This is a genomic window from Reinekea marina (genome assembly GCF_030409715.1).
Taxonomy (GTDB): domain Bacteria; phylum Pseudomonadota; class Gammaproteobacteria; order Pseudomonadales; family Natronospirillaceae; genus Reinekea; species Reinekea marina.
On the sequence record NZ_JAUFQI010000001.1, the window covers coordinates 1,503,577 to 1,524,703 of the forward strand.

The following is a 21,127-nucleotide window of genomic DNA, read 5'->3' on the forward strand; positions in this document are numbered from 1 at the left end:
GATTCATGGAAGAGCTCATATTTTTTGTTCTCGGTATCCTCATTTTAGTCGCTTGGGGCTTGGCTCTCGTCGGCGTCCCTTTACTGTTCCGTCGTATTAAAACGTTGGAGAGTCGGGTTTTAGAACTTTCAATAAAGGTTAAAACCAGTGCCGAACGCCAAATAGAAAAGCCCATTGCGGATAATGAGTCCAAAAATTCTGAACAAATAAACGAAAGCGCTAGACCGGAAGAATATGAAGAAGCGTTAACCAATGCATACTCAGAAGTAGTCCATCAAGCCATTGAAGTTACCTCTATACAGGCTCAACCCGTTGAACCAGATTCTCAAAGCCAACCCGCCGATGAATATATAAAAACACCGGAATCTCCCTCTTGGCTTGAACGGCAGTTATCCACCCATTTAACGGCGAAAATCGGTGCAATTATTTTGATTTTTGGCGCGGTATTTCTTGCAAAATATACCGCGGATATTGGGTTGTTCAGCCTAACGGCACGGCTCTGGTCCATGGGACTTGCAGGCCTTGGCATAGCGTTACTCGGCGCAAAGCTTAGTCAAAGACGAGCAATGTATGGCCATGTTTTGCAAGGTACAGGGTTTGCGATTTGGTTAGCAACTTGGTTTGCAAGCCATGTTGTATACGAACTGGTTGGTTGGGTTCCGACGTTAATTGCTTGTGTGTTTGCTGTGTTATTTGTGGGTTATCGTGCGATCAAACAAAATTCTCAGGTATTAGCCTTTATTGCATTGCTGGGTGGATTCATCGCCCCATTTATTGCCAGCTCAGATGCTTCTTCATTGTGGCGCTTGTTCAGCTATCTCTTGGTGCTCAATATCGGTGCCGCTTGGATTGTTCAAGGCAAGCCTTGGAAATGGTTCTTAAGGCTCAGCTATTTAGGCAGTTTAATACTGGTGTCACTGCTAATGACCGCTGAATATTTACAAGGGGATTTATCTGATTCTCAAGTACAAACCCCTTTGGTGTTATTTATTTTAGGGCTGGTAGTTTTGTATTCACTATTGGCGGCTAAATGGGTTATGAGCGGTACTCCCTTAGTTCAAAAACTGCTACCTGGGCTAACCATAACGGTGCCAGCGATGGCTGGCTTAGCCGTTTACGCAATATTAAAAGATTCAAATGTAATCATCGCCGCGGTCTATTTAACAACGGCTTGTTGGTACGGTGTGGTATGGCATCGAACCTCATACCGTGGCTTTGCTGCAACCGCGATTGTGGCTGCCAGTTTAGCGGTACCCTTTGCTTTAAATGATTTGCTTTCAAGTTTAATTTATTCAATAGAAGGCGCGGCATTTTTTGTTTTCGCCGTTCGTCAGCAACGCTGGCTATACCTTGTGTGGGCAAGTTTAATTCAGGTCGCGGGGGCGTTTTTTGCCATTCATTTGTTTACCGATTCTGAAGTGCTAACTAATAGCAGCTACTTGGCCTGGCCGTTGTTTGGCGCGGTTGTTGGCGCCGGTATTTTCAGCAGTTGGACGCTATACTCTCAGCAAGGGTTCGAATTGTTTAATGCTTGGTTACAAAAAGGTTTTTTTGCTTGGAGTTTATTTTGGTGGTTATATCTTTGGGGCTTTTACAGTGCCGAAGTCTTTTCAACAACCGCATTCGTTACTGTTTGCCTAGGGGTTATGCCGTTAACATTGGCGCTGATTTCATGGGCGCATTACAAACTTAATTGGTCTACGCTGGTCAGTTTCCATTGGTTATTGACAGCCCTTGCGTTGGTGGCCGCCGCCGTGTTTTATGCAGAGCTGGGTTCCACTGCAACGAATAGTGATATTAGCTTAGTCTGCGTGATTTTGTTAGGCTATTGGACCGGGCGATTGCTTCTTTCGAAAATTGGCACCCACACAATAAAATACGAAGGCTTGGCGTTATGGTTCGGCTTTCCCTTTGTCTTGGGCCTACTGATAACTCAACTGGGCCAAATGCAAACAGACTGGCATGTGCTGGGGTTCTTTTTACCTTTTGTACTGTTGTTCTCGACACATCAAAAAGTGCTGCCTTTGTTTTTTGACTATCCAGCCACCCAAAGAAATATTTTGGCTTGGAGTGTTGGCGTCGTTATGGTGGTCAGCCTTGTGACCGTGACGTCAATCGGGGATTATTCTCCGTGGCCCTTTGTGGCTATTGTGCATCCTATATCAATGATGATCATTTTATTGGGGTACAGCCTGCTAAAGCTCAACAAGGCTTTTTCGAATATGATGGTACCGGTTTTTTTCTGGTGCGCATTAATGTTAACCATTGAACTTAATCGCATATTATTTCATTACTACGGAGTTGGTTTTCAACTCGATGCTTGGCTTTCGTCAGCGCTTACCCAAATGGTTTGGTCGTTGGTTTGGTCAATAGTGGGTGCATTTTTAATGCTTTTAGGTGCCAAGAAAAGCATGAGTCGCCGAATGTGGTTTAGTGGGGCCGCTGTATTAGGCGTAGTCGTACTCAAATTGTTTCTATTGGATTTAAGCAATGTCGATACGTTATTTAGAATCTTATCTTTTATTGGCGTTGGTGGGCTATTGTTAGCGGTGGGCTATTTTGCACCACTACCGCTGCCAAGAGAAAGTTAGTTCACTTTAAAAAAGGCGATCGACTTCACCAAGCTTTCACTGAGCTCGTTGAGTGACTCAGTTGACTCGAGTGAGTGCTTAGCGCGCTTCGTATTTTCTTCAGTGATTTTATTTACATCGGAAACAATGGTGGAAATATTGGCCAAAGTCGTCGTTTGTTCAGTTGAAGCATTGGCGGTTTCATGGGTCCATTGAGTAATCTGTGCAACGGCTTGGTCAAAAGCTGAAATTGCTTGACCGGCCGCGCTAGCTTTGGCCACCGATTGATCAGATTTTTCATGGCTCCCTTCAATTACGTCAACGGCCAGACCCGTTTCATTTCGTAAATCACCCAACGTTTGTTGAATTTCTTCAGTCGAGGTATGAGTGCGAGCCGCCAAACTTCGAACTTCATCTGCAACTACAGCGAACCCTCGCCCTTGCTCACCGGCACGTGCCGCTTCAATGGCGGCGTTTAATGCAAGTAAGTTGGTCTGTTCTGCAATAGCCTGGATGGAAGTAATGACCGTGGTAATGTTTTCGGCTTGGCTGTCTAGGTTTTTAATCACAGAGACAGATTTTACAATGTCTTCAGCCAAAGACTCGATAGAGGAGACGGTTTCAGACACGGTATCTCGACCAATTTTTGCGGCATCAGTGGCTTCCGATGCGACGCCGAGTGATTCAGTTGCCGCAGAATTTACTTGGTTGGAATAACCTTCTAATTGCTCAATTGCCGCCGCCAGTTGGTGTAAGTTATCCTGTTGATGCTCTGCATCCTTGAGTCTATGTTCGGTGTCACTCAAAATGCCTGCGCTCGAAGATCGCAGGTGTTCCGCGATATTAATGACAGTTTCCACTATGTTGCGTAACTGCTGGTTCATTTGAATAACGGCCAATTTGACGTTATCCACTTCATCGCCATTTTTATTTGCCGTGACTTGTATTGTCAGATCACCGTTGGCCAGTTTATTGGTCATCGTTACAATGCTGAGTAAGTCTGCTTTAAGCTTTCGTAATACAAAATAAGAAGCCAATAGCGCGGCACCGATAATAACTACGATAGCCAGAAGTGTGTTTTGAATCACGGACTGCTGATTTTTAATCAATTCCTGAGTTCTTAAGCTGAACATTTTTCCGAAGTAACTTCGGAAGCTATTTACGCTGTCGTCCATGGGTTCTATGGCCGCTACAATACCTTTGTCGGCGGCATTTCGTTGATTCCAAGAACCCTTAGTGAGCCAGACTTCCGCAGCGCTTTCAAACGCTACCACTACTTGCTCCCAGTTTTGATTGTATGCTTCAAGGTAGTTTTCTAGTAAGGCATCCGGGTTGGCTGAATTCCATGTGTTTTCAATGCTGGTATCGAGCGTGCTAAAATGCGCTGACAGTGCTTGAATTAGGTCATGTCCTTGGTCAACAGCGGCCTGCATTTCTTCTTCTGTTATTTTCTTAGAGAAGAAGTCTGGGCCTAATGCCCTGAGTAACGTTAAATGATCCTTCGTCTCACTCCAATGGTCAGCCAATGCCGTTTCAAATGCTCTTAGCTCAGAATCTTGTTGGTTGCCTTGAATGACCCCTGCAAAACTAGTGATAAAATAGCCTGATAAAAGGAGAAGCGTAATAATTAACGATATTACCAATAGGCTAATTTTCACGGTGATGGAAAGTTTTTTCATGGCGCACCTGTCACTACTTTTTATTCACTTTAGTTCAAACTTTATCGACCTGCAGGATAAATCCATTAGGACTTTAAGCGTTGAAAATGACGTTCTGTGAATCCTAAGCATGAATGTCTTTTAGCCGAGTGGCTTTTTGAATCGATGCTGTTCGAATAATATGCACGGTTTAATGCCAGAATTTCTCTATAAAAGCTGTATAAAGGAATACAAATGTTCGATCTTCACTGGGTAGTAGCCGCCATCGCTTTATTTGTCGGCTGTGCAATTCAAACAGCGATAGGGTTTGGGATGGCGGTAATAGCCGCGCCGGTCATTGTGATTTTTAAGCCCGAATGGGTACCGACCACCTTAACTATGGTTGCACTCGTGTTGAGTATTCAAAATACATGGAATCAGCGCAGCGGTTTAGCGGTTCGCTTAATTGTACCAGCAATGATTTCGCGCCTCCCTGGAACGGTTCTAGGGGCTTGGATATTGCTTATTATCCCCGTTCAGATGTTACAAACGTTAGTTTCTGTCATGGTGTTTGTGGCGATATTTGTCACTCTGTTTGCTAAGCCGTTTGCCGCAACCCGAGCCAATTTAAGCGTGGCGGGTTTCGTATCTGGTATCGCAGGAACTACCACCAGTATTGGTGGTCCGCCCATGGCACTGGTTATGCAACACGGTGATTCACATACAACTCGGGCTAACTTATCGCTGTATTTTACATTTTCCTGCATAACCTCACTCATCAGTTATCAGGTAGTAGGGATCTTAGATAGGGGGCTTTGGTTGGCTGGATTGAGCTTTATTCCGGTGGCCTATTTAGGTTTTTTTGTCGGCAAACAGCTAAGGCACTGGGTAGATGACCGGTTCAGAGTCATCTTATTAAGCCTGTGTTCGTTGTCGGCTTTTATCGCGCTTTATGGTGCGGTTTTCTAATAACTATTTGCCTAAAAAGCAAATTCAATTAAAAATAATAAATTTAGTCGTGACGGAGTAACTAGTGAAGCGTTTTTTTCAAGCCATTTTAGGCTCACTTTCAATATTGATGTTGGTGTTATTTACACTATTTATTGGCATATTTGTCTTTTTAGCCATTTTATTGCGTGTACTGACACCGCGATCATTGCGCCATAAAATAGCCAGCCCTGTGATGGTGGCTGTGGCTAATTTCTGGATATCCGCCAATTTAGTGTGGATGAAGTACGTTTTACGTATCGATTTTCATAACGAAAACCCAGTGCCTTTAACAATGAATCAATGGTCTCTGGTCATTTCTAACCATCGTAGCTGGGTCGATATTTTCGCGTTGTTCGCTGTATTTCATCGCAAAATTCCTATTTTGAAGTTTTTCATTAAAAAGGAAATGGCCAAGGTTCCGGTCGTCGGTCAAGCTTGGTGGGCATTGGATTACCCCTTTATGCAACGGCACTCTAAATCCTATTTAGCGAAATACCCTGAAAAGGTTAATGATGATTTAAAGGCTACAAAGAAGGCTTGCGAAAAATTCAGTTTGCAGCCTACCAGCGTGGTTAATTTCTTAGAAGGCACACGTTTTTCGGAAGAGAAACATGGAAAAACCAAGTCACCGTATAAAAATTTATTAAAGCCCAAAGCCGGCGGCATTGCGTTTACGATTCAAGCATTGGGGCGTAAATTTTCAACCGTCCTCGATGTCACTATCGCATACGGTGGGCAAACCCCCAGTTTTTGGGACATGGCCTGTGGTCGCGTTAATAAAGTGCGCATTCACATTCAACCCACAGACGTCCCAGAAAAATTTCTAGAAATGGACTATCGTGCAAGCAGTGACATGCGTGTTCAGTTTCAAGAGTGGTTGAATGAGCGTTGGAAACTCAAAGACGCCTTACTTGAGCAGATGGCTGAGTAATCGCTTTTTGATGACAGGAAGCGAGACGTAACCCAACGCAATGCCGGAAACTAAGCCGCCTAAATGGGCGGCATTATCAACCGGTAGAAATAATCCCATCAACAGGTTGATCCCTAAAATCATCGCGATGTTTTTACCCCAGGCCTTAGCCAATTCAGGTTGAATTAGCTTGCCTAGCAGCACGGCTATAAAAACGCCAAATAATCCGAAGATAGCTCCAGAGGCTCCTGCACTAAGCACCTCTTGATTAAAGAAGTAACTTGCGGTGCTTCCTGCCATTCCCGTCACCAGATAGATAGTTATAAATAAGCCAGAGCCAACCAAGGGTTCAATAAAGCGACCCAGTATGACCAACGATACGGAATTGAAGAGCAAGTGCATTAAGCCGAGGTGCAAAAAAATACTGCTAACCAAGCGCCATACCTGGCCCGCTTCGACAAGTTTTGAGTAGTTAGCGCCGAATTTTAATAATGTGATCGGGTGAAAGGTATCGAACGACCGACTTACAACGACTAAGGCAAGAAATATTGCGCAGTTTAGTATAAGTATAATAGGGGTTGCTATATAGCCTTTGCGAGGAGCGAAATAATTCATAACCACTTCATTTTATTGAAAAAATCAACTTAAATGAAGACGATGATGGGTGCAAGGATTTATACTTTTTCATGAACTTATCAGTAAACTGTTAAAACAAGTGTGGCAACAAGTTCGAAATTTAACCAAGCATTCGCTATACTCATCGGTCTATTTCAAGTTAGATATTATTATGAAATTGCGGGTTACCTCTAAAAAAGACATTCGAGAAGATCTTGATGCCGAAGTCAATGCATTCTTAAGGCACGGCGGGAATATTAATGAAGTAGAAAGAGGTAAAAGTGGCTTAGATCATGCCAAGCCCTGGATAAACCCATTTAAATCGTCTGATTCTGAAAAAGCACAGTCTCGAACACCGGTTCCTGAGGTTGTTGCCGCCATAGATCAGCGCAAGAAAACCAAAAATAAAAAGTCAACCCGATCTAAGCGAGCTGAAAAGCGTTGGATATATGATGATTTTGGTGAGCCAATTCGCTGGGAATGGGTAGAATAACCCAAGAAACAAAACTAGTTATTAGTCGATAGAATTTAAAACCCTGATTGGATCAATAATTCATTCAGTTGTCATAAATTTTTCATAGAATCAGTTGAAATTCACTACCTAGGCGCAGTAAGGTAGCGGAGCGATCTGACCAATCGGACAAAAACAATACCTCATTGGGAGATGAAGATGAAAAAATGGACTCTAGCCAACACATCGGTAGGGCTTTTAGCCGTCAGTGTTCTACTGGCCGGTTGTGCCACTGGACCAACCTACGAGCAAGATAAAGAATACAAGCTGACTATATTACACACGAACGACCATCACGGTCGCTTTTGGCAAAGTAGCCGTGGCGAATACGGTATGGCCGCGCGCAAAACCCTCATAGACAACATCCGAATGGAAGTTGAAAGTGAAGGTGGTGCCGTTATGCTGCTATCCGGTGGCGATATTAATACGGGTGTTCCTGAGTCAGACTTGCAAGATGCCGAGCCTGATTTCAAAGGCATGAATATGTTGGAATACGATGCAATGGCCCTTGGGAACCATGAATTCGACAACCCAAGAGAAGTCTTGCTACAGCAAGCAGAATGGGCTGGATTTCCATTTTTATCGGCTAACATTTATAAGGGAAACAGTACTTTATTCCCTGCTTATGAAATGTTTGAAGTTCAGGGCAACCGAGTGGCGGTGGTTGGTTTTACCACGGCAGATACCGTAAAAATTGGCAACCCAGAATACATGAGTGACTTAACGTTTAAAACGCCAGTTGAGGTCGCTGAGAAGTTAATTCCGAAACTTAACAAAAAGGCCGATCTCGTTGTCGCCGTTACTCACATGGGCCACTATGCCGATGGTAAATCTGGCGGAAATGCACCAGGCGATGTAACTCTTGCACGCTCTGTTTCCGGGATTGATGTCATTGTTGGAGGCCACAGCCAAAATCCATTATTTGAGCCAGATGTTCAAAACGGAACTCTAATCTTACAGGCCCACGAATGGGGCAAATATGTTGGTCGTTTAGATTTGACCGTCAAAAACGGTGAGATTACCAATTATGACTACCGTCTTATTCCTGTAAATTTGAAAGATCGTGTTAAAGACGCTGAAGGCAATAGCACCTATGTGTTGAAAGAAGCTGAGATTGCACAAGATCTTGAAATGTTGGCGATGCTATCTCCTTATCAAAAAATTGGAGCTGAGAAGCTAAACGTTGTTATTGGCAGCTCAAACGGTGACTTTATTGGTGACCGGGCTGTTGTTCGTAACCAACCAACTAACCTTGGTGTGTTAGTAGCGCGTGCTCAGAAAGAAAAAGCTAAGGCAGATTTAGCTGTTATGAACTCTGGCGGTATTCGAGCTGACTTAGAAGGCGGTGAAATCACTTATAAAGACGTGTTAACGGTACAACCGTTTGGCAATATTTTGTCTTATGTAGATTTAACCGGTGCTGAGTTGTTGGATTACTTAGCCGTTGCCATGAGTAAAGAAGCTGGCAGTGGTGCTTTTGCGCAATTTGATGGCGTAGAAATAATGTCAACAGACGGCGTGATCAACGCGGCGTATATTGATGATCGCCCAATTGATATGGATAAAATGTATCGCCTGGCCATAAACTCCTACATGGCTTCAGGTGGCGATGGTTATCCTAAGATGAGTGACCACCCTAATTACGTAAATACAGGTTTTGTAGATGCGGACGTTATGGTTGAATTCATTGAGAACAATAGCCCACTCGATATTGCAGATTTTGATCCTGGTTATACGATCGATCGCATGTAAAATAATTTAATCGTATGAAAGCCAAGCTTTGCTTGGCTTTTTTTATACCTTCAAAAAATAAAAGATCGTTCTGGAAGTAAGCTTTAACCGGGCGTAATATGAAATCTTGGTGCTAATGTTTAAACTTGAATCGAGGATACTATGGCCAGACCCACGCATGATGAAATGATAGCAAAACTTACCTTTACCGAATGTTACCCGCATTATGTGGCTAAGGTTGAAAAAAAAGGCCGCTCCATTGAAGAACTTCATCAAGTTATAAGTTGGTTAACTGGTTTTGATGAGCCACAGTTGCAGGAGTTTATTAAGAATGAAACAAGCTTTAACGACTTTTTTAACCTAGCCACACTGCACCCCAACGCACATTTAATAAAAGGCGTAATATGTGGTTATCGCGTAGAAGAAATTGAAAACCCGCTCTCTCAACGAGTGCGTTATTTGGATAAGTTAGTCGATGAACTTGCAAAAGGAAAAAAGCTCGAGAAAATTTTAAGAGCCTAATGCCTTTATTTTAAGATAGCGAAAGCGAAAGACCAGCCATATGGCCAATACTGGGTTGCCAAGCGTTGGTAGCGTCAGTGTAATGAGTACTTTCACCCAAAGATTAGCCTCAAATAACCAAATCAAACACAGCCCAAGAAAAAAACCAGCGTAAAGATCAATGAGTGAAATAACTCCCCATTCCATACTCATCAGTTCCTGCCCTTGAGCGCTAAAAGTTGACCATGGAGAGGTTCCAATCAGTAAAAAACTAAGCCAAAGCGATAAGGCCAGCCCTACCCATAAGCAAATTTTAGCCATCAATGTCATTTTAATTCTCATCTATAGGTGTACTGATAGCATTTACTTACGCGAATTTTGGCAAATTGGATGACTCGCATTAAGCAATTATCCAGATTGTCTTTATGATCGAAGCTTACTGTTAGTGTACTAATTATAGTGTCATTTTTTAATTTGTAGGTTTCTCAATGGCAGGGTGGTGTCTGTCTAGTAATCCTACATCGAGTACCGGTGATGCATCGATGTGCTGCGCATTCATCATTTGGGCGACGCGCTGCAAGGAGGCAATAATCATTGTTTGTTCCCAATCTTCTAAATCCGAAAATTGTTTTGCAAATGAATCTTGCAAAGGTGTAGGGGCATCTTTGAGAACTTCGATGCCTTGCTCTGACAAGTGCGCGTGTACTTTGCGTTTATCTTTTGTTGAACGTTCTCGATAAACCAAAGACCGTTTTTCGAGACGATCGATAATCGTTGTGACCGTAGCCTGGCTTAAATTCATGCTGTTTGCGATCTCGCCAATGGTTACGTTGCCGAGGGTGCGAATGGTTTGCAAAAGCAAAATTTGCGGTGCGGTGAGCCCTGTAGTTTTGGCTAGATGTTTCGAGTGTAAATCAGTCGCTCGTATAACGCGCCTTAAGGCAACCAGCACTTCATCTATCTTTTTCACGTCCAATTCTTCCAGATCATAGGGTGTATAAGAAAAATTATACATTCAGTCGCTCCAAATAGCCTTAATTCAATAAAGCCAGTCCTAATAAATTTCTGTGAAACACTTCTAATTCTAATGAAAAAAGCTTTGAAAATGGGACTTTATAAATTATTTATTTAGTGTACTATACATAAAAATTAATTGAGAGGCCTAAAAAAGCGTATTTACAAGTTTTTCGGAGTGTTATTCTTTTAAATATGGTTAGTGGGCTAAATATTTGTACTGAGAATTAAATATGTCTAAAGAAATTGAGTTGAAAGCACCTGAAAGCCGTGATGGTAATGCTGTGCACCAGCTTATCGCTCGCTGCAAGCCATTGGATGAAAACTCGGTGTATTGCAATTTACTTCAATGTGATCATTTTGCGAACACGTCAGTAGTCGGGAAAAGGGATGAGGCTGTGGTTGGTTTTGTTAGTGGGTATCGAATCCCAAGCCGAATGAATACCTTATTTGTATGGCAAGTGGCAGTAGACAGTGGCGAACGAGGCACTGGATTAGCCTCAAAGATGTTAGGCCATCTACTTGAGCGAGATTCAATGAATGGTGTCTCAATGTTAGAGACCACGATCACTAAAGATAACGATGCCTCTTGGGCGCTGTTTAATCGGTTAGCAAAACGTATGAATGCTCCGCTTGAAAAGACCCATCATTATGAGGCCGATGCGCACTTTAATGGCGCACATGACACAGAATGGTTGGTTCGTATTGGACCTTTTAACAGTTAAATTATTTAGTTGGAGATTACGATGAAAGTTTTTGAGAATTTTGAATCAGAAGTACAGTCTTATGCTCGTTCATTCCCTGTTGTTTTTCATAAAGCGCAAGGCGAGAACTTATTCGGTGAAGACGGTAAAGAATATTTAGACTTTTTAGCTGGAGCAGGCACCTTGAATTATGGCCATAACAATAAACACATCAAGGGCGCATTGGTCGATTATATCGCCGAAGATGGTGTAACTCATGGCTTAGATATGCACACCAAAGCAAAAGGCGAATTCTTGCAGGCGTTTAATGACATTATTTTAGCTCCACGAGATTTAAATTATGTAATGCAGTTTACAGGACCAACGGGTACCAATGCCGTTGAAGCGGCGCTAAAACTGGCGCGAAATGTGACTGGGCGCGAAAATATTATTTCTTTCACCAATGGGTTTCATGGCGTAAGCATGGGTGCGCTCGCTGCCACCGGTAACTCTCATCATCGTGGCGCCGCTGGTACCAGTCTTTCTGGTGTAAGCCGAATGCCTTTTGATGGTTACCTTGGTGATGATGTAGATACGAACGCTTACCTAGATAAGGTGCTCAGTGACTCAAGCAGCGGAATTGATAAGCCAGCGGCCGTTATTGTTGAAACAGTTCAGGGTGAAGGTGGTGTGAACGCTGCCAGCGTAGAGTGGTTGCAAGGCTTACAGGCCGTTTGTAATAAGCATGATGTGCTGATGATCGTTGATGATATTCAAGCAGGCTGTGGTCGTACCGGAACATTTTTCAGTTTCGAAGAAGCGGGAATTAAGCCTGATATTGTCACTCTTTCTAAATCATTAAGTGGGTATGGATTGCCCTTTGCTGTTGTGCTCATGAAGCCTGAATTGGATCAATGGAAGCCTGGCGAACATAACGGAACATTCCGAGGTAATAACTTAGCGTTTGTGACAGCGACAGCCACCTTAAAGCATTACTGGCGAACCGATGCCTTTGCAAAAGATATTCAAAATAAAGGCAAATATGTAAATAAGCGCTTAACGGCTATGGTTGAGAAATATAGCGAAGGTAAGTTTGATGCTCGTGGTCGCGGTATGTTCCAAGGCATTAACTGCATTGACGGAGAAATAGCTTCAAAAATCACTAAAGAAGCGTTTAAAAATGGCATGATCATTGAAACCAGTGGCGCAGATGATCAGGTAGTGAAAGTGTTTTGCCCTTTGACTATCAGCGAAGGCAATTTAAAGCGTGGTATGGACATTCTTGAGAAGGCTGTAGAGCGTGTTTGTTTGCAAGAAGACGTGATACCTAATGAATCTGACTATTTTGATAACGTGCAAGTAGACGACGATGTGAAGTGGGTCGGTTAAGACATAGTTGTGTCGGGTTTTAATCCAATATTGTCTTTGTTAGTGAATGAATTTAAGAGGTAAAACATGATTTTTAGAACGTTAGAAAGTGCCGAAAAAGAAGGGCGTAAAATTGTATCCCCCGATGGAAACTGGGACAGCACTCGTATGTTGTTGAAAGATGACAACATGGGTTTTTCATTCCACATTACCACCATTTATAAGGGTGCTGACTTTCAAATGCATTATCAAAATCACCTTGAGTCGGTTTATTGTGTCAGTGGCCGAGGTGAAGTAGAGACGCTCGCCGATGGGAAAAAATACAGCATTGAGCCAGGCAGTTTATACATTTTAGATAAGCACGATAAACACGTTTTGAGAGCATTTGAAGAAATGAAGATGGCTTGCGTGTTCAACCCGCCATTAAATGGTAAAGAGGTACATAACAAAGAAGGAGCCTATGAGCTAGAGGCCGATACGATTGATTAATGGAGGCTGAAATAAAGCTACTCGCTATAAATTAGTTTATAGCGAGCCATTACATTAATTTGAATAGAGAACGGGATTAGCATGCATACCATTGAAAAAATTGGTGGAACGTCGATGAACGACTATGAGTCGGTTCGCGATAACATTATTTTTAAACCCAGTCAGCGAGGAAGTTTTTACAATCGAGTATTTGTTGTATCGGCCTACGGCGGCATAACAGATCGGCTTTTAGAGCATAAAAAAAGCGCACAGCCCGGCGTTTTTAAACTGTTTTCCAGTGCAATGGAAGATGACAGTTGGTTAAAGGCTCTGAGCGAATTACGCAGTCAAATGCACCAAATAAACAGCGAATTATTTGCTCAAGATGATCCTCAGTTAAGTATTGCCAATGAATTTGTGAATGAACGGATTGTCGATGCTCAAAAGTGTTTACTCGACTTGCAAAGCTTATGTCGGCATGGGCATTTCGCATTAGAGGCACATTTGCACACAGTGCGAGAAATGCTAGCCAGTATTGGGGAAGCGCACAGTGCGTGGAATATGGCGACTTTATTGCGCCGCGATGGGATTAATGCCCGCTTTGTCGATTTAACCGGATGGCGTACCCAAACCCACTTAACGCTCGATGAGCGAATTTCACAAGCATTCAGTGAACTCGATTTAAGCAAGGAAATGCCGATTGTAACCGGTTATGCGCATACAGATGATGGATTAATGTCGACATTCGATCGTGGTTACAGCGAAATGACCTTCAGCCGATTGGCCGTTCTCACGGAAGCCAGTGAAGCCGTTATTCATAAGGAGTTTCACCTTTCCAGTGCCGACCCGCGATTAGTCGGTGAAGAAAACGCTGTCCCTATTGGCCGAACAAACTACGATGTTGCGGATCAACTGGCAAACCTAGGTATGGAGGCTATTCACCCAAAAGCTGCAAAAGGTTTGCGTCAAAGTGACATCGCATTGCGAGTAATGAATACCTTCGAGCCAGAGCATAAAGGCACACTCATTACTGGAGATTATGTCAGTGAGTCACCTTGCGTAGAAATTATTGCAGGCAAAAAAGGTGTTTATGCGATTGAGCTTTTTGACCAAGATATGGCTGGATTGTTTCATATTTACGATCCAAAAATTGTATCTGTGATTAAAGAGTTCAAAGCACAAATAGTGTCTAAAGATATTAATGCTAATACCGTCACGCATTATTTATCGACTAATTTAAAAACCATAAAACGCATTCGTAAGAAGTTAGAATCGCTATTTCCACAAGCGGAGCTTGACCAACGCAAAGTCGCGATTGTTTCGGCGATTGGCAGTGACCTAGCCATCAAAGGATTATTAGCGAAAACTTCTAAAGCAATTGCAGACGCCGATGTGGGTGTATTGGCCATTCATCAATGCATGCGCCAGGTTGATATCCAGTTTATTGTTGAAGAAGAAGATTACGAAAAGACAATAAAAGCGCTACACTCTGCTTTAGTTGAAATTTATGATCACGGAAGGGCAATATGTTTAGCATCATGACTAGAGTTGGCGCAGTTTTATTAGTAATACTGTCTGTTTTTGCCAACGCAGAGACGGGTGTCACTGAATCAAGCGAAGCCAATGCTGGAAATGATAAGCTACCTGCAAATACAGAGCAGGTGATCAATTCGCTCGATGAGCCGCTGTATACGCCGTTCATCGAGCGTTATATTTTGGATGAACTCAAGCAATTGAGATCAGAAATGGCGGCGCAGAAGCATGAATTGATGCAGCAAGTGATTGACCGAGAGCATCGTTCGGTCGATCGAGGTGTTGCTTATGCAACGGATACGATTACCTATTTCTTCTACCTGATAGCTGCTGCGAGTTCGATCTTAGTTATTGTTGGCTGGACGTCAATTCGCGAGATTAAAGAGCGCGTACATAGTTACGCTAACGATGAAATTACAAAATTGGTCTCTGAATATGAGAGCCGATTGGAAAAAATTGAACGTCAAATTCTAGTTAAGACTCAAGATATCGAAGAGAACACCAAAGAGATTGAGGTCACTCGTGAGGTGCAATCGCTGTGGATGCGATCTCAGCAAGAGTTTAATGCCTCCAGTAAGATCCGAATATACGACCAAATTATTGCGATTAACCCTGAAGATGTAGAAGCCTATACCTATAAGGCCGATGCGGTGTTAGAAATGCAAGAGCCTCAGTGGGCTATTAACCTATGTCAGCAAGCGTTAGAGAAAGATCCTAACAATGCCCATGCTTTTTTTCAGCTCGCCTGTGCGCATGCCGCACTCGATAACTTAGAAGAGTCATTGCGTTATACGTGTGAGGCTTACAATTGTGACGATAATTACCGAGAAGAGATTCTAAAAGAAGAGTTGTTAGCGCCAATTAGAAATATGGCGGAGTTTAAAATTAAGTTTTCTATTGAAGATGACACCGCTGAATAAATACTAGGCGAGCTTAAAGTAGCTCGCCCATTTTTTGTTAGCTTGCTACAAAGCGTTCTACTTGTTCAATCGGCATATGGTCACTGGTGTCTTTACCATACCAAACCTGCTCAATTTTTCCTGTTTTTCCAATAAGAAAGTCGGCTGGCACTAATTTGACGTGTGGGTTGGGTTGAGGGTAGCCGCCTTTTATCATACCTTTGATTATTCTTGGTAACTTAAAAAATAATGCTTTGAACAGGGCAGACGTGCTGTGTTCAACGCCATATCGATTGTAAATATCTAAATCTGCATCGCTGACGAGCTTAAAAGGTCTAGGATGCTTTGCGACATACTTGCGCACTTCATCTGCCGGTGAACTGAAAACGGCAATGATTTCTAGATTAGAATCTTGCCAAACTTTGTATTTATGGGTTAGCTCATAAACGCGTAAATTACAAAAGGGGCATGCTGCATCTCTAAAAAACGCTAACATCACTTTCTTACCTTGATAATCGCTGAGTTGAATGGGCTTTCCAAAAACATCGGTCGTTGAAAAGTCGATACTTGGGCAAGGCGGCGATAATCGCATATTTTTCTCAATTGGTTTGAATTAATTAATACATACGTAAAGGAAGAGTAGTTGGATCACATATTGATTTGGCTTTTTGAATTTCCTGCTATAAAGTTTGAGCGAACCAGTCTAAAGTATTGTTATTAAGGCATTTTTAGTGTCGATTTTGGTCATTGCGGGAGTTTTCAGTGGAGTTATTGTTATCTATAGAGCCGTTTAGTTGGGGTTCTGTGTTCGGCGCTATTTTGTGTGGGTGTATCATCGGGTTGGAGCGTCAATTGCGCGGAAAACCCGTTGGCATCAGGACATCTTCATTAATTGTGCTGGGGACCTATGTTTTTATTACTTCTGCCATGGCTGTAGCAACGGATGTATCTGATCCCTCTAGGATCATTGGTCAAGTTGTTACGGGCGTAGGGTTCTTAGGTGCGGGCGTTATGATGGCTAAAGGGGGGATGGTTATAGGTGTGACATCGGCGGCTGCCATTTGGACGCTGGCCGCGATAGGGGTGTGCATAGCCGTCATAGATATGATTACAGCCATTAAGTTATCGGTGATCGTAGTCAGTATTCTCTATGGGGTGGATCTTTTAGAGGATTACTCTGCGGCATTTACGCGAGGGGCGCATAAAAAAATTCGTGGTTGGCGAAAAAGACCTTAAATATAACAGGTAAGGTAAATCGATGCGCTCGATTTACCTTACCTTCCGTTATTAAACGTTAAAACGGAAGTGCATTACGTCGCCGTCTTTGACAATGTATTCTTTACCTTCAAGGCGCCACTTTCCAGCGTCTTTTGCACCAGATTCACCGTTAAATTCGATGAAATCATTGTAGGCAACCGTTTCAGCGCGAATAAATCCTTTTTCAAAGTCAGTATGGATAACCCCTGCGGCATTAGGTGCCGTTGCGCCTACTTTTACTGTCCAAGCGCGAACTTCTTGTACACCAGCCGTAAAGAAGGTTTGTAAGCCTAGTAATTTGTAAGAGGCTCGAATAACTTTGTTTAAACCGGGTTCATCCATGCCTAAATCACTTAAGAATTCGATTTTTTCGTCATCTTCTAATTCTGCAATTTCAGACTCTAACTTATTGCATATCACAACCACTTCCGCGTTTTCGGCGGCCGCAATTTCACGTACTTTATCTAAATACGGATTGTCTTCAAAGCCATCTTCATTGACGTTGGCTATGTATAGCGTCGGCTTAGTCGTCAACAAGTGGAACTGATGGAGTTCTTTCTTTTCATCATCACTTAGATCGACAGAACGCACTGGCATGGCTTGATCAAGTGTCGGCTTAATCTTTTCCAAAAGAGCGACTAAGCGAATGGCCTCTTTATCTTGGCCTTTGGCTTTTTTATGTAGCTTATGCAGCTGTTTTTCAACAGCATCGAGATCAGACAGTGCTAGCTCAGTATTGATCACTTCAATGTCAGACGCTGGGTCTACTTTGTTGGCGACGTGAATGACGTTCTCGTTATCAAAGCAACGAACCACGTGTGCAATGGCATCGGTTTCTCGAATGTTGGCTAAAAACTGATTGCCAAGACCTTCACCTTTAGAGGCCCCAGCCACTAATCCAGCAATGTCAACGAACTCCATTGTGGTTGGAATAGTGCGCTTTGGATTTACAATAGCTGCGATTTTATCTTGTCGAGGATCCGGCACCGGTACAACACCGGTATTTGGTTCAATCGTACAAAAAGGAAAGTTTTCTGCATCAATGCCTGCTTGTGTTAAGGCATTAAATAAAGTGGATTTACCGACGTTTGGTAAGCCAACGATGCCGCATTTGATACCCATATTCGGATCTCCAGTTAGTTATTCAGGTTTAAAGCTGTGTAGATTGTTCATAGCTTTTGACCAGTTTCCGGCAAAAGCGAGTTCTGTTTGTTCTATTGCGCAATCGTATGCGCGTTCCAAGCTAATTCTATCGTCTACTGGCGCTTTCGATAAGACAAAATCGGCCACTTCTTTTGCGTGACCTGGGTGACCAATGCCTAATCGTAATCGATAAAAGTTACGATTATTGGCCAGCGCAGCAATAATATCTCGCAGACCATTGTGTCCACCATGACCGCCGCCTTGCTTAAATCTTGCGGTGCCTGGTTCAATATCTAGCTCGTCGTGAGCGACTAAGATGTTTTCTACTGGGATTTTATAAAAGTTAGAAAACGCGCCAACGGCTTGGCCGCTGCGATTCATAAAACTCATGGGTTTTATCAACCAAATTTTGTTGGCATTAATTAATACTGAACAAATTTCTGCGCCATATTTAGACTCGAATTTCCAGCTGCCGCCGTATTTACGGGCAAGTGCATCGATATAATCAAAGCCTGCATTGTGGCGAGTATTCTCATATTGTGCGCCCGGGTTTCCGAGGCCGACAACCAATTGAATTGAATCTTTCATAGGATAATGTACTTTTTAGCTATAAAAAAAGGGCCATAAAGGCCCTTCAATCAGTGCCGCTAAGATTACTCAGCGTCACCTTCTTCAGTCGTTTCATCTTCATCTTCAGAAACGCCTGCAGGCTTCATGATAGAAACAACTGGCATATCGTGAGATTCGCCTTTGTTTAATTCTACCAAAGTAATGCCTTTAGAAAGTTTCAGTTCAGACAAGTGAACTACTTGCCCTGGCTCTAAACCAGCAAGATCAACTTCGATGAACTGTGGTAGATCACCGATCTTACAGGATACTTCAACTTCAGTTGCAACGTGTTGAACCTTGTTACCAGCTTTAACGATTGGTGCTTCGTTTAAGAAGTGTAGAGGTACGCGCTTACGAACAACAGATGACTTAGTTACACGCTCAAAATCGATGTGAACAGGGAAGTCAGTTGCTGGGTGACGTTGTAGGTCGATCAGAACAGCTTGCTCTTCTTTACCATCGACATTCACAGTCAGTACTTGTGAATAGAACGCTTCGTTTTCAAGTGCTTTAACCAGTTCTTTAAGCTCTAGAGTTAAGCTAGCAGGCTTACGGTTTTTTGCACCGCCATAAATTACGCCAGGTACTTTATTTTCACGACGCAGGCGGCGGCTCGCACCTTTCCCTGTTTCCGTACGTACGGTGGCATTAATTTCAAAAGTAGACATTTTGTTGCTCCAAAATTTACGTTACTCCAGATATCGCGACCATATCTGAAGCAGTTAATAGTGAGTCAGTAGTTAGGAATTAGCGCTAACTTGCTGCTAAATGATCCGAATTATCGGAACATTGCACTGATTGACTCTTCGTTGCTTACGCGGCGCATCGCTTCTGCAAGGATGCCTGCCATCGAAAGCTGGCGGATACTATCACAGCTTTGCGCTTCAGGCGAGAGCGGAATCGTATCCGATACGACTAATTCGATAGAAGAATCTGTAATTCGTTGTACGGCTGGGCCGCTCAGTACTGGGTGAGTGGCGTAAGCAACCACTTTGGTGGCGCCGAACTCAATAAGCGCTTCGGCGGCTTGGCAAAGTGTGCCGGCGGTATCCACCATGTCGTCGACCAGTATGCAGGTGCGGCCACTCACATCACCAATGATGTTCATGATTTCAAGTTCATTGGCCTTTGGGCGTCTTTTATCGATGATGGCAAGGTCAGCACCGAGCTGTTTTGCGATGGCTCGTGCGCGAACTACACCACCTACGTCAGGAGAAACCACGACCATATCTTGGTAATTCTGCTTTTGAATGTCATCAAGCAAAATAGGAGAGCCATAGATGTTGTCTACGGGGATGTTAAAAAAGCCTTGGATTTGTTCAGCGTGTAAATCGACCGTGAGTATTCTGTCTATACCAACAACCGTTAACATGTCGGCAACCGCTTTTGAAGAAATCGGCGTGCGCGAACTTCTAGGGCGTCGATCTTGGCGAGCATAACCAAAGTAGGGGATAACGGCCGTGATTCGTCCAGCCGAGGCACGCTTTAGTGCATCGGCCATGAAAAGTATTTCCATGAGGTTATCATTTGTTGGCTGACAGGTTGGCTGGATAATGAATACATCAGCGCCTCGAACATTATCAGTAACTTCAATGGCAACTTCACCATCGCTGAACTTACTGACTTCAACGTCACCGAGCGGTATACCTAAGCGATCGACGACACTTTGGGCGAGAGTAGGGTTCGCATTACCGCTGAAAACCATCATTTTTGACACGTTTAATCCACCTTTGGTTGGCTTATGCTTAAAAAGTTAAGTTAAACGGCTGTGCGCAACCGATTAACCGAAGAAATTGGCTTAATTTGGGTTACGTTTGTATATTTAATTGGTTGTGAACGGGCGAGGAGTCGAGGCCCTTTGCTATATAGGTCGTTAATTCTGGGTTTGTTTGATTCAGTTTTGCTTTCACGATATTGGCTGCTGATTCTGAGTCGGTTGCAATAAAAATACAAGATCCTGATCCAGTGAGCTTCGCCTCTGCGATTGGAAGGCAAGCGTTGAAAATATCATCTATATCAGGATGCAGCTTTCTGACTAGCGGTTCAAAATCATTGTGTCCGAGTGCCGCTAAATCGGTGCGTATTGTGCTCTTCGCGGTATCCCGTGTCAATTCTGGATGAGCAAACAACAGTGCCGTTGAAACATGCACCTTAGGGTGAATTATGACGTACCATTTTTCGGGGAGAGCAACGGGCGTCAATTGCTCACCAACGCCTTCGGCCCAAGCGCTTCGGCCACGAATAAACACTGGGATATCCGCGCCTAATGACAAGCCAATATCAGCGAGTTCGTCAATGGTTAGTTGGCACTGCCAAAGATGATTTAAGGCTAATAATGCGCTGGCCGCATCTGAGCTGCCCCCACCGATACCACCACCCATAGGCAGCTTTTTATTGAGATGAATACGAGCGCCTACCGTTAGTTGACAGTGTTTTTGCAGCGCTTTTGCCGCTTTAACTACTAAATTATCGGGTGATTCGATCTCTGGATCTGAACAGCTAAATTCAATTGAGTTTTGTGTGTGCAGGCTCAAACTCAGTTCATCGTGTAGATCAACTAATTGGAAAATACTTTGTAACTGATGATACCCGTTGGACGTTCGCCCGACGATATGAAGAAATAGATTTAACTTAGCTGGAGCGCTGACAGTAAGCGGCATAGATCACGACGTAGTTGTAAAATCGAGG

The 21,127-nt window shown here is 43.2% G+C and carries 23 protein-coding genes; 12 read left to right on the forward strand and 11 right to left on the reverse strand.

Going from position 1 to position 21,127, the window contains the following annotated elements; translation table 11 throughout:
- Nucleotides 1–5: 5 nt before the first annotated feature.
- On the forward strand, nt 6–2,591 hold the full coding sequence (locus QWZ13_RS07945; RefSeq protein ID WP_290281293.1) for a DUF2339 domain-containing protein: 2,586 nt from the start codon (nt 6–8) through the stop codon (nt 2,589–2,591).
- Here the strand turns inward: QWZ13_RS07945 and QWZ13_RS07950 are convergent.
- Nucleotides 2,588–4,249 carry a methyl-accepting chemotaxis protein gene (locus QWZ13_RS07950; protein WP_290281295.1) on the reverse strand — a complete coding sequence of 554 codons (1,662 nt, stop codon included), beginning with the start codon at nt 4,247–4,249 and terminating at the stop codon, nt 2,588–2,590. The two genes, QWZ13_RS07945 and QWZ13_RS07950, sit on opposite strands and share 4 nt — an antisense overlap.
- 213 nt (nt 4,250–4,462) lie before the next feature.
- Here QWZ13_RS07950 and QWZ13_RS07955 point away from each other — a divergent pair, with 213 nt between their 5' ends.
- Both QWZ13_RS07955 and yihG read left to right on the forward strand, forming a co-directional pair.
- Entirely contained in the window at nt 4,463–5,176 is a 714-nt protein-coding gene (locus tag QWZ13_RS07955) for a sulfite exporter TauE/SafE family protein (RefSeq protein WP_290281297.1), read from the forward strand.
- A 64-nt stretch (nt 5,177–5,240) separates the two neighbouring features.
- The gene (gene yihG / locus QWZ13_RS07960; protein WP_290281299.1) at nt 5,241–6,128 is read left to right on the forward strand and encodes a 1-acylglycerol-3-phosphate O-acyltransferase, YihG family; all 888 of its coding nucleotides are present in this window, start codon (nt 5,241–5,243) and stop codon (nt 6,126–6,128) included.
- On the opposite strand, the gene QWZ13_RS07965 is transcribed toward yihG, so the two are convergent.
- A complete protein-coding gene (locus QWZ13_RS07965) occupies nt 6,105–6,509 on the reverse strand; it encodes a rhomboid family intramembrane serine protease (RefSeq protein ID WP_290283312.1) in 405 nt (134 codons plus the stop codon). The genes yihG and QWZ13_RS07965 overlap by 24 nt on opposite strands.
- A 262-nt stretch (nt 6,510–6,771) precedes the next feature.
- Here QWZ13_RS07965 and QWZ13_RS07970 point away from each other — a divergent pair, with 262 nt between their 5' ends.
- Entirely contained in the window at nt 6,772–7,215 is a 444-nt protein-coding gene (locus QWZ13_RS07970) for a hypothetical protein (protein WP_290281301.1), read from the forward strand.
- Nucleotides 7,216–7,297: 82 nt separating this feature from the next.
- On the opposite strand, the gene QWZ13_RS07975 is transcribed toward QWZ13_RS07970, so the two are convergent.
- Nucleotides 7,298–7,420, reverse strand: coding sequence for a hypothetical protein (locus tag QWZ13_RS07975; protein ID WP_290281302.1), 123 nt, complete (start codon nt 7,418–7,420; stop codon nt 7,298–7,300).
- Here QWZ13_RS07975 and ushA point away from each other — a divergent pair.
- Both ushA and QWZ13_RS07985 read left to right on the forward strand, forming a co-directional pair.
- On the forward strand, nt 7,393–8,985 hold the full coding sequence (gene ushA / locus QWZ13_RS07980; protein WP_290281304.1) for a bifunctional UDP-sugar hydrolase/5'-nucleotidase UshA: 1,593 nt from the start codon (nt 7,393–7,395) through the stop codon (nt 8,983–8,985). The genes QWZ13_RS07975 and ushA overlap by 28 nt on opposite strands.
- Before the next feature lie 141 nt (nt 8,986–9,126).
- The gene (locus tag QWZ13_RS07985) at nt 9,127–9,486 is read left to right on the forward strand and encodes a DUF2200 domain-containing protein (protein WP_290281305.1); all 360 of its coding nucleotides are present in this window, start codon (nt 9,127–9,129) and stop codon (nt 9,484–9,486) included.
- Here QWZ13_RS07985 and QWZ13_RS07990 read toward each other — a convergent pair.
- Both QWZ13_RS07990 and QWZ13_RS07995 read right to left on the reverse strand, forming a co-directional pair.
- The gene (locus QWZ13_RS07990) at nt 9,475–9,807 is read right to left on the reverse strand and encodes a hypothetical protein (RefSeq protein WP_290281307.1); all 333 of its coding nucleotides are present in this window, start codon (nt 9,805–9,807) and stop codon (nt 9,475–9,477) included. The two genes, QWZ13_RS07985 and QWZ13_RS07990, sit on opposite strands and share 12 nt — an antisense overlap.
- Before the next feature lie 127 nt (nt 9,808–9,934).
- The gene (locus QWZ13_RS07995; RefSeq protein WP_290281309.1) at nt 9,935–10,480 is read right to left on the reverse strand and encodes a MarR family winged helix-turn-helix transcriptional regulator; all 546 of its coding nucleotides are present in this window, start codon (nt 10,478–10,480) and stop codon (nt 9,935–9,937) included.
- 232 nt (nt 10,481–10,712) lie between these two features.
- Here QWZ13_RS07995 and ectA point away from each other — a divergent pair, with 232 nt between their 5' ends.
- The 5 genes from ectA to QWZ13_RS08020 all read left to right on the forward strand — a co-directional run bounded on the left by ectA (nt 10,713) and on the right by QWZ13_RS08020 (nt 15,451).
- Nucleotides 10,713–11,204, forward strand: a complete 492-nt coding sequence (ectA, locus tag QWZ13_RS08000; RefSeq protein WP_290281310.1) for a diaminobutyrate acetyltransferase — start codon at nt 10,713–10,715, stop codon at nt 11,202–11,204.
- Between the two features lie 21 nt (nt 11,205–11,225).
- Nucleotides 11,226–12,551 (forward strand): diaminobutyrate--2-oxoglutarate transaminase, encoded by a 1,326-nt coding sequence (ectB, locus tag QWZ13_RS08005; RefSeq protein ID WP_290281312.1) that lies wholly within the window; start codon nt 11,226–11,228, stop codon nt 12,549–12,551.
- Between the two features lie 66 nt (nt 12,552–12,617).
- On the forward strand, nt 12,618–13,019 hold the full coding sequence (locus tag QWZ13_RS08010) for an ectoine synthase (protein WP_215999021.1): 402 nt from the start codon (nt 12,618–12,620) through the stop codon (nt 13,017–13,019).
- Between the two features lie 81 nt (nt 13,020–13,100).
- Nucleotides 13,101–14,540 carry an aspartate kinase gene (locus QWZ13_RS08015; protein WP_290281314.1) on the forward strand — a complete coding sequence of 480 codons (1,440 nt, stop codon included), beginning with the start codon at nt 13,101–13,103 and terminating at the stop codon, nt 14,538–14,540.
- The gene (locus QWZ13_RS08020; RefSeq protein ID WP_290281316.1) at nt 14,525–15,451 is read left to right on the forward strand and encodes a tetratricopeptide repeat protein; all 927 of its coding nucleotides are present in this window, start codon (nt 14,525–14,527) and stop codon (nt 15,449–15,451) included. Before QWZ13_RS08015 ends, QWZ13_RS08020 begins: the two co-directional genes overlap by 16 nt.
- A 37-nt stretch (nt 15,452–15,488) precedes the next feature.
- Here the strand turns inward: QWZ13_RS08020 and QWZ13_RS08025 are convergent, their stop codons facing one another.
- Nucleotides 15,489–16,022: a peroxiredoxin family protein gene (locus tag QWZ13_RS08025; RefSeq protein WP_215999024.1), complete on the reverse strand. Its 534-nt coding sequence runs from the start codon at nt 16,020–16,022 to the stop codon at nt 15,489–15,491.
- 170 nt (nt 16,023–16,192) lie between these two features.
- Here QWZ13_RS08025 and QWZ13_RS08030 point away from each other — a divergent pair, with 170 nt between their 5' ends.
- A complete protein-coding gene (locus tag QWZ13_RS08030; protein ID WP_290281319.1) occupies nt 16,193–16,666 on the forward strand; it encodes an MgtC/SapB family protein in 474 nt (157 codons plus the stop codon).
- Nucleotides 16,667–16,717: 51 nt separating this feature from the next.
- Here QWZ13_RS08030 and ychF read toward each other — a convergent pair whose 3' ends face one another.
- The 5 genes from ychF to ispE form a co-directional block, all read right to left on the reverse strand.
- Nucleotides 16,718–17,809: a redox-regulated ATPase YchF gene (gene ychF / locus QWZ13_RS08035; RefSeq protein WP_290281321.1), complete on the reverse strand. Its 1,092-nt coding sequence runs from the start codon at nt 17,807–17,809 to the stop codon at nt 16,718–16,720.
- Nucleotides 17,810–17,827: 18 nt separating this feature from the next.
- The gene (gene pth, locus QWZ13_RS08040; RefSeq protein ID WP_290281323.1) at nt 17,828–18,418 is read right to left on the reverse strand and encodes an aminoacyl-tRNA hydrolase; all 591 of its coding nucleotides are present in this window, start codon (nt 18,416–18,418) and stop codon (nt 17,828–17,830) included.
- A 65-nt stretch (nt 18,419–18,483) separates the two neighbouring features.
- A complete protein-coding gene (locus tag QWZ13_RS08045) occupies nt 18,484–19,107 on the reverse strand; it encodes a 50S ribosomal protein L25/general stress protein Ctc (RefSeq protein WP_215999028.1) in 624 nt (207 codons plus the stop codon).
- Nucleotides 19,108–19,217: 110 nt separating this feature from the next.
- Entirely contained in the window at nt 19,218–20,156 is a 939-nt protein-coding gene (locus QWZ13_RS08050; protein WP_215999029.1) for a ribose-phosphate pyrophosphokinase, read from the reverse strand.
- Nucleotides 20,157–20,247: 91 nt separating this feature from the next.
- Entirely contained in the window at nt 20,248–21,099 is an 852-nt protein-coding gene (gene ispE / locus QWZ13_RS08055; RefSeq protein WP_290281326.1) for a 4-(cytidine 5'-diphospho)-2-C-methyl-D-erythritol kinase, read from the reverse strand.
- Between the last annotated feature and the right edge of the window lie 28 nt (nt 21,100–21,127).

Excerpts from the sequence above, each read along its gene's own strand:
- QWZ13_RS07945 (WP_290281293.1), top strand. The coding sequence starts at position 6 with ATGGAAGAGCTCATATTTTTTGTTCTCGGTATCCTCATTTTAGTCGCT.
- QWZ13_RS07950 (WP_290281295.1), bottom strand. The coding sequence starts at position 4,249 with ATGAAAAAACTTTCCATCACCGTGAAAATTAGCCTATTGGTAATATCG.
- QWZ13_RS07955 (WP_290281297.1), top strand. The coding sequence starts at position 4,463 with ATGTTCGATCTTCACTGGGTAGTAGCCGCCATCGCTTTATTTGTCGGC.
- QWZ13_RS07965 (WP_290283312.1), bottom strand. The coding sequence starts at position 6,509 with ATGCACTTGCTCTTCAATTCCGTATCGTTGGTCATACTGGGTCGCTTT.
- ushA (WP_290281304.1), top strand. The coding sequence starts at position 7,393 with ATGAAAAAATGGACTCTAGCCAACACATCGGTAGGGCTTTTAGCCGTC.
- QWZ13_RS07975 (WP_290281302.1), bottom strand. The coding sequence starts at position 7,420 with ATGTGTTGGCTAGAGTCCATTTTTTCATCTTCATCTCCCAATGAGGTA.
- QWZ13_RS07985 (WP_290281305.1), top strand. The coding sequence starts at position 9,127 with ATGGCCAGACCCACGCATGATGAAATGATAGCAAAACTTACCTTTACC.
- QWZ13_RS07990 (WP_290281307.1), bottom strand. The coding sequence starts at position 9,807 with ATGAGAATTAAAATGACATTGATGGCTAAAATTTGCTTATGGGTAGGG.
- QWZ13_RS07995 (WP_290281309.1), bottom strand. The coding sequence starts at position 10,480 with ATGTATAATTTTTCTTATACACCCTATGATCTGGAAGAATTGGACGTG.
- ectA (WP_290281310.1), top strand. The coding sequence starts at position 10,713 with ATGTCTAAAGAAATTGAGTTGAAAGCACCTGAAAGCCGTGATGGTAAT.
- ectB (WP_290281312.1), top strand. The coding sequence starts at position 11,226 with ATGAAAGTTTTTGAGAATTTTGAATCAGAAGTACAGTCTTATGCTCGT.
- QWZ13_RS08010 (WP_215999021.1), top strand. The coding sequence starts at position 12,618 with ATGATTTTTAGAACGTTAGAAAGTGCCGAAAAAGAAGGGCGTAAAATT.
- QWZ13_RS08015 (WP_290281314.1), top strand. The coding sequence starts at position 13,101 with ATGCATACCATTGAAAAAATTGGTGGAACGTCGATGAACGACTATGAG.
- QWZ13_RS08020 (WP_290281316.1), top strand. The coding sequence starts at position 14,525 with ATGTTTAGCATCATGACTAGAGTTGGCGCAGTTTTATTAGTAATACTG.
- QWZ13_RS08025 (WP_215999024.1), bottom strand. The coding sequence starts at position 16,022 with ATGCGATTATCGCCGCCTTGCCCAAGTATCGACTTTTCAACGACCGAT.
- ychF (WP_290281321.1), bottom strand. The coding sequence starts at position 17,809 with ATGGGTATCAAATGCGGCATCGTTGGCTTACCAAACGTCGGTAAATCC.
- pth (WP_290281323.1), bottom strand. The coding sequence starts at position 18,418 with ATGAAAGATTCAATTCAATTGGTTGTCGGCCTCGGAAACCCGGGCGCA.
- QWZ13_RS08045 (WP_215999028.1), bottom strand. The coding sequence starts at position 19,107 with ATGTCTACTTTTGAAATTAATGCCACCGTACGTACGGAAACAGGGAAA.
- ispE (WP_290281326.1), bottom strand. The coding sequence starts at position 21,099 with ATGCCGCTTACTGTCAGCGCTCCAGCTAAGTTAAATCTATTTCTTCAT.